Annotated in this window: 4 protein-coding genes and 1 pseudogene; 3 read left to right on the forward strand and 2 right to left on the reverse strand. The window is 72.9% G+C overall.

Features of this window, described 5'->3' with window-relative positions; all coding sequences use genetic code 11:
* Positions 1-19 precede the first annotated feature (19 nt).
* Together HKK72_RS29285 and HKK72_RS29290 are read left to right on the forward strand one after the other, a co-directional pair.
* Positions 20-9,514 (forward strand): non-ribosomal peptide synthetase, encoded by a 9,495-nt coding sequence (locus HKK72_RS29285; protein WP_315987498.1) that lies wholly within the window; start codon positions 20-22, stop codon positions 9,512-9,514.
* Positions 9,511-9,714: an MbtH family protein gene (locus tag HKK72_RS29290; RefSeq protein WP_187237670.1), complete on the forward strand. Its 204-nt coding sequence runs from the start codon at positions 9,511-9,513 to the stop codon at positions 9,712-9,714. The genes HKK72_RS29285 and HKK72_RS29290 overlap by 4 nt, the downstream gene beginning before the upstream one ends.
* Before the next feature lie 89 nt (positions 9,715-9,803).
* On the opposite strand, the gene HKK72_RS41515 is transcribed toward HKK72_RS29290, so the two are convergent.
* Both HKK72_RS41515 and HKK72_RS42920 read right to left on the reverse strand, forming a co-directional pair.
* Positions 9,804-10,049, reverse strand: coding sequence for a hypothetical protein (locus tag HKK72_RS41515; RefSeq protein WP_261987312.1), 246 nt, complete (start codon positions 10,047-10,049; stop codon positions 9,804-9,806).
* A 71-nt stretch (positions 10,050-10,120) separates the two neighbouring features.
* A pseudogene (locus tag HKK72_RS42920) lies at positions 10,121-10,183 on the reverse strand (hypothetical protein); the annotation flags it as partial.
* 324 nt (positions 10,184-10,507) lie between these two features.
* Here HKK72_RS42920 and HKK72_RS29300 point away from each other — a divergent pair.
* Positions 10,508-12,423 (forward strand): excinuclease ABC subunit UvrA (locus HKK72_RS29300; RefSeq protein ID WP_187237671.1); only part of this gene is annotated, 1,916 nt, incomplete at its 3' end.

Genomic DNA, 12,423 nt, shown 5'->3' on the forward strand with positions numbered 1-12,423 from the left:
CGGCCACTCCGCCTACCTCATCTACACATCCGGGTCGACCGGACGGCCCAAGGGCGTCCTGGTCTCGCACCAGGCCATCATGAGCCAGCTCACCTGGATGCGGGCCGCCTTCCCGCTCGGCCCGGGCGACCGGGTGCTGCACCAGATGTCGGCGGCCTTCGACCCCTCGCTACTGGAGATCTTCTGGCCGCTCATCGAGGGCGCCGCCGTCGTACTGGCCCGCCCCGACGGGCACCGCGACCCGGCCTACCTCGCCCGGCTGGTACGCGACGAGCGGGTCACCGCGATGACGCTCGTGTCATCGATGCTCGGCCCGTTCCAGGACGCCGTGCTGGAACAGGGCGAACCGGCGGGCGACGACGGTCGGATCGGCGGCTCGCTCGGCCTGCGCCGGGTCTTCACCGGTGGCGACGCCCTGACCGGAGAGATCGCGGACCGCTGGCTCGACCGGACCGGCGTGCCCCTCTACAACGTTTACGGGCCCACCGAGGCGGCCGTGCAGGTCACGTACTGGCAGCACGCCGGGGGCGGCGCGTCCGTGCCCATCGGTCGGCCGGTGTGGAACACCCGGCTGCGGGTCCTTGACGACTGCCTGCGGCCGGTGCCCCCCGGAGTGCCCGGCGAGCTTTACATCGCCGGTGCCCAGCTGGCGCGCGGCTACCACGCGCGGCCGGGCGCCACGGCGGAGAGGTTCGTCGCCGACCCGTTCGGCGGTCCGGGCGAGCGGATGTACCGCACGGGCGACCTGGTGCGGTGGCGGGACGACGCGGATGCGGACGGCACAGCGCCGGACGGGACGGCAAGCGGCGACGGCGTCCTCGAATATCTGGGGCGGGTCGACCGGCAGGTCAAGATCCGCGGCAACCGGGTCGAGCTGGGCGAGATCGAGGCGGCGCTCGCCCGTGAGCCGGGCGTGGCCGCGGCCGCGGTGGCCGCCCGGCGCGACGGCCCGGGGGCCGCACGGCTCGTCGGCTACGTCGTACCGGAGCGCGGCGCGCGGCCCGACGCCGAGGAGCTGCGGACCGGTCTGGCGGCGTCGTTGCCGGCGCCGATGGTGCCGGACGTCTTCGTGCTCCTCGACGAGCTGCCGCTGACCCCGAGCGGCAAGATCGACCAGGATGCCCTGCCCGCCCCGGCGCCGGCCCGCGCGGTCACCCGGGCGCCCCGCGACGAACGCGAGCGGCTGCTCTGCGAGATCTACGCCGACGTGCTCGGCCTGCCCGAGGTGGGTCCTGGCGACGACTTCTTCGTCCTCGGCGGCGACAGCATCCTGTCCATCACGGTGGCCGGGCGGGCACGTGCCGGCGGGCTCGACTTCAGCCCGCGCGAGGTGTTCGACCGGCGGACCCCGGCGGCGCTCGCCGCGACGGCCCGTACCGGGACCCCGGCCCGCTCGTACCACCACGACCCCAGTGCGAGCGGGCCGGCCGAACACCTGGTGACGCTCACCGAGGAAGAGATCGACCGGGTACGGAGCGCGAGCCCGGTGCCGGTCGAGGACGTCTGGCCGCTGTCGCCGCTGCAGGAAGGGCTGTTCTTCCACTCCAGTTACGACCGGCAGGCCCTCGACGTCTACACCGCGCAGGTCGCCTTCGACTTCGGGCACCGCGTCGACGCCGGCCGGTTGCGCGCGGCGTGCGCGACGCTGCTCGCGCGCAACGCCGGGCTGCGCGCCGGGTTCACCAGCGATGGGCTCACCCGGCCGGTGCAGTTCATCGGCGCCGACCCGGAGCCGCCGCTGGAGGTCGTCGACCTGACCGCGCTGCCCGAGGACGAGCGGCAGGCGCACGCCGAGCGGCTCATGGCGCAGGACCGGACGCGGCGGTTCGACCTCGCCGACCCGCCGCTGTGCCGCCTCATCCTCATCCGGCTGGCCGCCGGCCGCGACCGGCTCGTGGTCGCCCACCACCTCATGTTGTGGGACGGCTGGTCGGCCCGGCTGTTCGTCGAGCAGCTCATCACGCTCTACGACCGTGACGGCGACGACCGGGTGCTGCCCCGGCCCGGCTCCTACCGCGACTACCTCGCCTGGCTGGACGAGCAGGACACCGCACTCGCGGCGGACGCGTGGTGCGAAGCGCTGTCGGGCCTGCGGGAGCCGACCCTGGTCAGCCCGGCCGACCGCGGCCTCGAACCGACCATTCCCGAACGTCTGTCGGCCGAGCTGCCCGAGCGGCTCAGCCGCCGGCTGCGCGACCAGGCCCGGCGGCACGGGCTCACCCTCAACACCGTGCTCAACGCCGCCTGGGCGCTCGTGCTGTCGAACGCGGTCGGCCGCAGCGACGTGGTCTTCGGCACCGCCGTGGGCGGCCGGCCCGCGGCCGTGCCGGGCGCCGACCAGGTCATCGGGATGTTCCTCAACACCGTCCCGGTGCGCGTCACCCTCGACCCGCGTGAGACCGCACTCGACCTCCTGCGGCGGATCCAGTCCGAGCGCGCCGCGCTCATGCCGCACGAGTACCTCGGCCTCGGCGACATCCAGCGCGAGAGCGGGCACGGCCGGATCTTCGACACCCTCTACGTCCTGCAGAACGTCGGCGGCGAGGGCGCCTTCGCGGAGCTGCGGGAAAGGCACGGCATCACCGAGGTCGGCGGTGTGGACGCCACGCACTATCCGCTCACCCTGGTCGTGACGCCCGGAGATCGACTGCGGGTGACGCTCGCCCACCGGGCCGACGTCGTCGGGAGCGAGACCGCCACGGCACTGCTGGCCCGGTTCACGACGCTGCTGGAGAGCCTGGCCGCCGACCTCGCGAAGCGGGTGGGCGAGCTGGATGTCCGTACGCCGGGGGAGCGGCGGGCGCTCGCCGCGGAGCGGGACGCCACCGCGCGTCCGATGGTGGACGACACCGTCTCCGAGCTCTTGGAGGCGCAGGCCGCTCGCAGCCCCGACGCCGTGGCGCTCGTCTTCGGTGAGCAGACCCTGACCTACGCCGAGCTCGACGTCCGGGTCAACCGGCTCGCGCGGCTGCTGCTGGCCCGCGGCGCGGGCCCCGAGCGGGTGGTGGCGCTGGCGCTGCCGCGCTCGGCCGACATGGTCGCGGCGCTGTTCGCGGTGCTGCGCACCGGGGCCGCGTACCTGCCGATGGACCTCGACCACCCGGCGGAGCGGCTCGCGCACATGCTCGCCGACACGGCGCCGACGTGCCTGCTGTCCACGGCGGCCGTCGCCGCCTCGCTTCCGGGAGAGGGGCCGCGCCCGTCGCTGCTCGACGACCCGGCCACGGCCGCCGAGCTGGCGGTACTGCCGGGCGGCGCGCTCACCGATGAGGAGCGGGCGCGGTTCGCGCGCTGCCGCCCAGGCCGGATGGAGCACCCCGCTTACGTCATCTACACCTCCGGATCGACCGGGCGCCCCAAGGGCGTGGTCACGCCCTACCGAGGGCTGACGAACATGCAGCTGAACCACCGGGAGGCCATCTTCGACCCCGCGGTGGCGTCGGCCGGCGGGCGGCGGCTGCGTGTGGCCCACACGGTCTCGTTCGCCTTCGACATGTCGTGGGAGGAGCTGCTGTGGCTGGTCGAGGGACACGAGGTGCACGTCTGCGACGAGGACCTGAGGCGCGACGCCGAGGCGCTGGTGGCCTACTGCGACAGGCACCGCATCGACGTCGTGAACGTCACGCCCACCTACGCCCACCATCTCATCGAGGAGGGCCTGCTGGACGGTGACGACCGGCCGGGCACGGGCGGGTCGAGGCACCGGCCCGTACTGGTCCTGCTGGGCGGCGAGGCGGTGCCCGACACGGTGTGGACCCGCCTGCGCGAGACCGGCGGGACATCCGGATACAACCTGTACGGGCCGACGGAGTACACCATCAACACGCTCGGCGCCGCCACCGCCGACAGCGTGACGCCGACCGTCGGGCGGCCGATCTTCAACACCCGCGCCTACGTGCTCGACACCTGGCTGCGGTCGGTTCCGCCCGGTACCCCGGGAGAGCTGTACATCGCCGGTGTCGGCCTGGCCCGCGGTTACCATCGCCGCCCCGGCCTCACCGCGGACCGGTTCGTGGCCGACCCGTTCGCCGCCGAGCCAGGTGCCCGCATGTACCGCACCGGCGACCTGGTGCGCCGCGCACCGGACGGGAACCTCGACTTCCTCGGCCGCACCGACGACCAGGTCAAGATCCGCGGGTACCGCGTCGAGCCGGGCGAGATCGAGGCCGCGCTGGCCGAGCATCCCGAGGTCGCCCACGCCGCGGCCATCGCCGACGGCTCCGGCCCGGGCGGCGTCAAGCGCCTCATCGGTTACGTGGTGCGCGAGCGCGGGCCGATCGGCCCGGATGCTCGCCCGGACGCCCCGGCCCCGGACGTGCCGGACGGCACGGCGCCGGCCGTGGACGACGGCGAGTTCGCCGCCGCGCTGCGCGCGCACCTGAAGGCGCGACTGCCCGACTACATGGTGCCGGCCGCCCTCACGCCGGTCGATCGACTGCCGCTGACCGTCAACGGCAAGCTCGACGTCACCGCGCTGCCCGCGCCGGCCGTCGCGACGGCCGTGGCGAGCCGCCCGCCGCGCTCGCCCGAGGAGCGGATCCTCTGCGAGCTGTACGCCGAGGTCCTCGGCCTGGGCGACGGGGCCGGTGTGGGGATCGACGACGACTTCTTCGATCTGGGCGGGCACTCGCTGCTGGCCACCAGGCTGATCAGCCGGGCGCGCACGGCGCTCGCCGCCGAGCTGGCGATCCGCGACCTGTTCGAGGCCCCGACCGTCGCCGAGCTGGTGGCCCGGGCCGGCGTCGCCGGCGGGCCGGCGCGGCCGGCGTTGACCGGTGTGACCGCGGCCGACCGGCCGGCCCAGCCGCCGCTGTCGTTCGCGCAGCGACGGCTGTGGCTGCTGCAGCAGATGGACGGCGCGTCGGCGGCGTACAACTTCCCGCTCGTGGCCAGGGTGCGGGGCCCGCTCGACATCCCCGCGTTCCGCGCCGCGCTCGGCGACGTCATGGCGCGGCACGAGGCGCTGCGGACCCTCATCGGCGAGCGCGAGGGCGTGCCCTTCCAGCACGTCGTCCCGGCCGTCGACGCCTCGCCCGTGGTCGAGGTGATATCGGCCGCCGAGGTCGCCGAGCAGGCCGGGGGAGTCGCCCGGCTGGTGCGCGACGCCGTCGCCCGGCCGTTCGACCTGGCCGCCGAGCCGCCGCTGCGCGTGACGGTCGCCGAGGTCGCGGGCGACGAACACGTACTCGTACTGCTGCTGCACCACATCACGACGGACGAGTGGTCCGACGGGCCGTTCCTCAGGGACCTCGGCGAGGCCTACGCCGCCCGCCGGGAGGGTAACCCGCCCGCCTGGGAGCCGCTTCGCGTGCAGTACGCCGACTACACGCTCTGGCAGCGGAAACTGCTCGGCGACCCGGCCGAGCCTGGCGGCCTGGCCGCCCGCCAGCTCGGGTACTGGCGCGAGACGCTGAGCGGGGCACCCGAGCAACTGGAGCTGCCCGCCGACCGCAGCCGTCCGGCCCGCCCCGCCTCGCACGGCGCCGATCTGGAGGTCGAGCTCGATCCGGAGTCGTGCCAGGGACTGCGGCGGCTGGCGCGTGAGACCGGGGCGAGCATGTTCATGGTGCTGCACGCGGCGGTGGCCGCACTGCTGCACCGGCTGGGCGCCGGCGAGGACATCCCGCTCGGCGCCCCCGTCGCCGGCCGGACCGACGACGCCCTCGAAGACCTCGTCGGGTTCTTCGTCAACACGCTGGTGCTGCGCACCGACGTCTCCGGCGACCCGAGCTTCACCGAGCTGGTCTCGCGGGTGCGCGAGACCGATCTGGCCGCGTTCTCCCACCAGGACGTGCCGTTCGACGCGGTCGTCGAGGCGGTCAACCCGGCCCGCTCCCCTGGGCGCAACCCGCTCTTCCAGGTCATGGTGGGCTACCGCAGTCGCACCGGCGGCGGGTTCGGGCTGGCCGGGCTCGACGTCGAGGAGGAGCACTTCGAGAACGAGACGGCCAAGTTCGACCTGGTCTTCTCCTTCGCCGAGGACGGCGCCACCGGCCGGATCGGCTGCCTGCTGGAATACCGCACCGACCTGTTCGACCAGGCGACCGCCGAGAGCCTCGGCGACCGGCTGCGCCGGCTGGTGACGGCCGTGGCCGCCGACCCGGGGGCGGCGGTGAGCGGGATCGACGTGCTCGGCGCCGCCGAGCGGCATCGCGTGGTGGAGGCCTTCAACGCGACCGACCGGGCGGTGCCCGAGGCGCCGCTGCCGGTGCTGTTCGCCCGGCGGGCCGCCGAGACACCGGATGCCGTCGCCGCGGTCGACGGGGCGCGGTCGGTCACCTACGCGGAGCTGGACGCCGAGGCCGAGCGGATGGCACGGACGCTGGCGCGGCACGGGACCGGTCCCGAGGACGTCGTCGGTGTCGCGGTGCCGCGGTCGGTCGAGATGGTCGCGACCGTGCTCGGCGTCCTGAAGCTCGGCGCGGCCTATCTTCCCCTGGATCTGACGCACCCCGCCGACCGGATCGCGTACATGCTGGCCGACTCCGGTGCGCGGCTCGTCGTCGCCACCGAGAGCGTGACCGCGGAGATTCCCGAGGTCGAGGGCGTGGGCCGGCTGCTGCTCGGTGACCTGGACGGCAATGCAGAGAGGGTGGACGGCAATGCGGAGAGCGTGGGCGACGGCCCCAGGCCGCGTGACCTCGACGGCTCCGGGGCCGGGCCCCGGCTCGACTCCGCCGCCTACGTCATCTACACCTCAGGGTCGACCGGCCGGCCGAAGGGCGTGGTGGTCTCGCACGAGGGGATCGGCAGCCTGGTCGCCACCGCCGTCGACGGGATGGGCGTCGACGCGGGCAGCCGGGTGCTGCAGTTCGCCTCGGTCGGGTTCGACGTTGCCGTCTGGGAGCTCGCGATGTCGCTGTGCACCGGCGCCCGCCTCGTGCTCATGCCGGACGAGGCGCGTGTGGCGGGCCCGGCGCTCACCGACTTCATCAGCGAGCGGGCCGTCACGCACATGATCCTGCCCCCGTCGCTGGTGTCGGCGCTGCCGGCCGGTTGCGAGCTGCCCGAGGGCTCGACCGTACTGGTCGGCACCGAGCCCGTGCCCCCGGAGGTCATCGACCGCTGGGCCGGCCGGCTGCGGCTGTTCGTCGCGTACGGGCTGACCGAGGCGACGGTGAACTCCACTCTCTGGGCGGCCGAGCGCGGCCGGCGGGGCGCGGTGCCGATCGGCCGGCCGGACCCGAACACCCGGACCTACGTGCTCGACGCCGCGCTGCGCCCGGTGCCGCAGGGTGTGGCCGGGGAGCTGTACGTCGCGGGCCGCGGCCTGGCCCGCGGATACCTGGGACGGCCGGGGCTCAGCGCCGAGCGGTTCGTCGCGTGCCCGTTCGGCCCTCGCGGCGCGCGGATGTACCGTACGGGCGACCGGGCGCGGTGGCGCGCCGACGGCACCCTGGACTTCCTCGGCAGGGTGGACGACCAGGTCAAGATCCGCGGCTTCCGCATCGAGCCGGGTGAGATCGAGGCGGCGCTGACCCGGCATCCGGCCGTGGCGCAGGCGGCCGTGGTGGTCCACCGGTCCGGCGAGATGGTCCGGCTGGTCGGCTACACGGCTCCGTCGGCCGGGCCGGTCGACACCGCCGACGTGCGCGCCCACGTGGCGCGGTTCCTGCCCGAGTACATGGTGCCGGCGGCGGTCGTGGCGCTGCCGGGGCCGTTGCCGCTGACGCCGAACGGCAAACTCGACCGGCGGGCGCTGCCGGCGCCCGACTGGTCGGCGCTGACCGGCGGCGACCGGCCCGCCACTCCGGAGCAGCACCTGCTCGCCGGCCTGTTCGCCGAGGTCCTCGCCCTGCCCGAGGTCGGCGTCCACGACGACTTCTTCGGTCTGGGCGGCCACTCGATGGCGGCGATGCGGCTGCTCGGCCGGATCCGCTCCACCATGGAGGTGGACCTCACCGTCCGCGACGTCTTCAACGCCCCCACGGTGGCGGCGCTGGCCGGTCGGCTCGCCGGCGCGACGGCCGGCCGCCCGCCGCTGCGGCCGGTCGAGCGACCGCAGCACCTGCCAGCCGCTCCACCTCAGCGACGTCAGTGGCAGCTGCACCGGGCCGCGGGAGCGAGCGCCCCCTGGGACATCGCCGTCGCCCTGCGCTCGGCGGCGCTACTGGACGACGGCGCACTGCGGGCGGCACTGCGCGACGTCGTCGAACGGCACGAGCCTCTGCGCACCGTCTTCGCCGAGGCCGACTTCGATGGGCCGGATCGGGCGGATCGCGAGGATCGATCCCGCCGGTCGGACCAGGAGATCTGGCAGCGGGCGACCGGGCCCGCGTCCCCTGCCTTGGTGACGCAGGCGCTTCCGGTCGCCTGCGACGGCGGCCACCAAGGCGACGGCGGATGCGGCGCGATCGGCGAGCGGCTCGCCGCGCTGGTCAGCACCGGCCCCGACCTGGCGCACGAGCCGCCGTTCCGCGCCCGCCTGCTCACCGGCGACTGCCGGGAACAGGCGCTCCTGCTCACCGGGCACTACATCGGCGTCGACGAGTGGTCCATCGTGCCGCTCGTCCGCGACCTCGCCACGGCCTACGCGGCGCGCGGCGACGGGAGCGCTCCTGGCTGGGAGCCGCTGCCGATCGGGTACGCCGACTACACGCTGTGGTCGCGGGGGCTTCTCGGCGACCCGGCCGATCCCGAGAGCCGGTGCGCCCGGCAGCTCGGATACTGGCGGGCGGCCCTGCGGGACCTTCCCGCCGAGCTGGCGCTCCCGGCGGACCGGCCCAGACCGGCGGTCCCGTCCCATCGCGGCGACTTCGTCGAGGTCGTGCTCGACCCCCGGCTGCACCGGGGGATCGACCGGCTCGCCCGGCGGACCGGAACGAGCATGTTCATGGTCCTGCAGGCGGCGCTGGCCGCGTTGCTGTCCCGCGACGGGGCGGGGGAGGACCTGCCGATCGGCACCCTGGTCGCGGGCCGCACCGAGGAGACGCTCGGAGATCTGGTCGGGTGCTTCTTCAACACCCTCGTGCTGCGCACCGACACCTCGGGCGACCCGGGCTTTCTCGACCTGCTGGCCCGGGTGCGCGAGACCGACCTCAGCGCCTTCGACCGGCAGGACGTCCCGTTCGACCAGGTGGTGGCGGCGCTGCTCGAAGACGGCGAGGCGCCGCCGCGCACGCTCGGCCCGCAGGTGATGGTCGTGCATCACGAGGCGGCGCGACTCGCCGACCTCGACGGGACGGGCGCCAGGTTCGAGCCGGTGCCGACGGGGGCGCTCAGGGCCGAGCTGGCCCTCAGCTTCTACGAGCCCACCGGCGACGGGCCGGTGCACTGCCTGCTCGAGTACGCCGCCGACCTGTTCGACCGGGCGACCGTGGACCGGCTCGCAGCGGAACTGGTCGGCCTGCTCGAGGCCGTGGTAGCCCATCCCGAACGCCCGCTGTCGGCGCTCACCGCCATCGATCACGCCGCCGCGCCGCTCGAGACCGCACCGCTCACGAACGCACCGCTCACCACTCCACAGCTCACCATCCCACCCGGCGATGACGACTCCAGGAGGAACGACTCATGACCAACCCGTTCGAGGACCCCGAGGGCCGCTTCCTGATCCTCGTCAACGACGAGGGCCAGCATTCCCTGTGGCCGTCGTTCGCCGAGGTACCGGCCGGCTGGACGATGGCGTTCGGCGAGGACACCCGCGAGGCGTGTCTTGCCTATGTGGAGGAGAACTGGACGGACCTGCGCCCGAAAAGCCTCATCGAGGCGGACTGACACGGCGTTTCAGTCGAAACGGATTTCGCTGATGTCGATGGAGACCATCAACGGGAAGCGCTCTGGTGGCGAGCCTGCGACCCTGGAGGCTACGGCAGCGCCCTGACGCGCTGAAGATAGGTGTGCAGGGCGGCAGAGCCGCGCAGCCGCCGCAGGCTGCGTCGATACAGCTCCTGCTCGCGTTTGGCGAGTTCGGCCCGGACCCGCTCGGGGCTGCCCGTGGTGCGCAGCTCGTCGAGGACCGCGTCGATGAGTGGCTTCGGTCGAGTGACGCCAGTGCGCCTTCGAGATCGCCCTCGTGCACCGCACGCATGATCGCTCGCGTACGGCTCCATCCGTGGCCGTCGGCCATCAGCCGGGCGACGGCGCGCGCCTCGGCGTGGTCGCCGGTGAAGACGCGGTAACCGTTCGCCGCCCGTTCCACCGGCGGGAGGACCCCCTGCTCCACATAGTTGCGCACCTGCTGCACCGAGATCCCGGCCGTCCGAGCGAGGTCGACGGCGCGCAAGCCGCCGGAAGCGCCGTCTCTTCGCTGTCCGCGGGCATTCGCTGAGCCTAGCGCTTCACGTTGATTTGAGACTTTTACGGCTGATCGGGGTCGTGGCCACCGGGCTCCGATGAAAAGTCTCTATGGGCTGGTCAATGAAAGAATTGAAGCCGGTAGTCCCCCTCCGACCGAGCGGTCGGCCTTTCCCCCTGCGATCTTTGAAGGGTTTCGATGGAGCACTCGCCGGTCCATGTTCAATCGCGCGTTCCCGAGGCCGGACCGGTGGTGGCCGGGCAGCGGCAGCGGATGGCCGCGGACAGCCACGACATGATCAAGGTCCGCGGCGCCAGGGAGAACAACCTGAGGGACGTCTCACTGGACATCCCCAAGCGTCGTCTGACCGTCTTCACCGGGATCTCGGGCTCAGGGAAGTCCTCCCTGGTGTTCGGCACCATCGCCGCGGAGTCGCGGCGACTGATCAACGAGACCTACACCGCCTTCATCCAGTCGTTCATGCCGAATCTCGGCCGGCCCGACGTCGACGCCCTGCACAACCTCAGCGCCGCGATCGTCGTCGACCAGGAGCGGATGGGCGTCAACGCCCGCTCCACGCTCGGCACGGCGACCGATGCCTACACCATGCTGCGGATCATCTTCAGCCGGCTCGGTACCCCCCATGTCGGCAGCTCGACCGCCTTCAGCTTCAACACCGCCGATGGCATGTGCCCCGAATGCGAGGGACTCGGGCGGGTTTCGGACATCGACGTCGGCGAAATCGTGGACGTCGATCGCTCACTCAACGATGGTGCGATCACAGTCCCCGGATTCACCGTGGACTCGTGGTACGTGCAGGCCTATGTCCACTCCGGGTTCGTGGATCCCGACCTCAAGCTGGCCGACTACACCCCGGCCCAGTGGGAGGACCTCCTGCACAAACCCGCCACGAAGATCAAGATGGGCACCACCAATGTCACGTACGAGGGACTCGTGGTGAAGGTGCAGCGGCTCTACCTCGCCAAGGACCGCGATTCGATGCAGCCGCACATCCGGGCGTTCGTGGACCGGGCCGTGACGTTCACCGGCTGCCGCGCGTGCGGCGGCGCCAGGCTCAACCCGGCCGCGCTGTCCTCGAAGATCAATGGTCGCAACATCGCCGAGTGCTCGGCCATGCAGATCACTGATCTCGCCGACTTCGTGCGGAGCATCGACGGCACGTCCGCGGGCCCGCTGCTCGGCGCGCTGAGCGACACCCTCGAATCACTCGTCGAGATCGGCCTGGGTTATCTGAGTCTCGACCGCGAGTCGGCCACTCTCTCCGGAGGCGAGGCCCAGCGGGTGAAGATGGTCCGGCATCTCGGCTCCAGCCTGACCGACGTCACCTACGTCTTCGACGAACCGACCATCGGGCTGCACCCGCACGACATCCAGCGGATGAACAACCTGCTGCTCCTCCTGCGCGACAAGGGCAACACGGTGCTCGTCGTCGAGCACAAGCCCGAGACGATCGAGATCGCCGACCATGTGGTCGACCTGGGCCCGGGGGCGGGCTCGGCCGGGGGACAGGTGTGCTTCACCGGCGACGTGGCCGGGCTCCGAAGCTCCGACACCCTGACCGGGCGTCACCTGGATCACCGCGCGCGGCTGCGCGAGCGGGTGCGGCGGCCCAGCGGGCAACTGCCGATCAGGGGCGCCTCGCTGCACAATCTCAAGGACGTGGACGTCGACATCCCGCTCGGGGTGCTGACCGTGGTCACCGGCGTCGCCGGATCGGGCAAGAGCTCGCTGATCCACGGTTCGCTGCCGCGTCGGGACGGCGTCGCCGTGGTGGACCAGTCCGCGATCCGCGGATCACGGCGCAGCAACCCGGCCACCTACTCGGGGCTGCTCGACCCGATCCGGGCCGCCTTCGCCAAGGCCAACGGCGTCAAGGCGGCCCTGTTCAGCGCCAATTCGGAGGGTGCCTGCCCCAACTGCAAGGGGCTCGGGCTGGTCTACACCGACCTCGCCATGATGGCCGGGGTCGCGTCGGTCTGCGAGGAGTGCGAGGGCAGGAGGTTCACTCCTGAGGTGCTCACCCACAGGCTGCGCGGCAAGAACATCAGTGAGGTACTCGGCATGTCGGTGACCGAGGCCCGCGACTTCTTCACCACCGGCCAGGCCCGGACCATCCTCGACCGGCTCGCCGCCGTGGGCCTCGGCTACATCGGGCTGGGTCAGCCGCT

The organism is Actinomadura sp. HBU206391 (assembly GCF_014323665.1).
GTDB lineage: Bacteria > Actinomycetota > Actinomycetes > Streptosporangiales > Streptosporangiaceae > Actinomadura_C.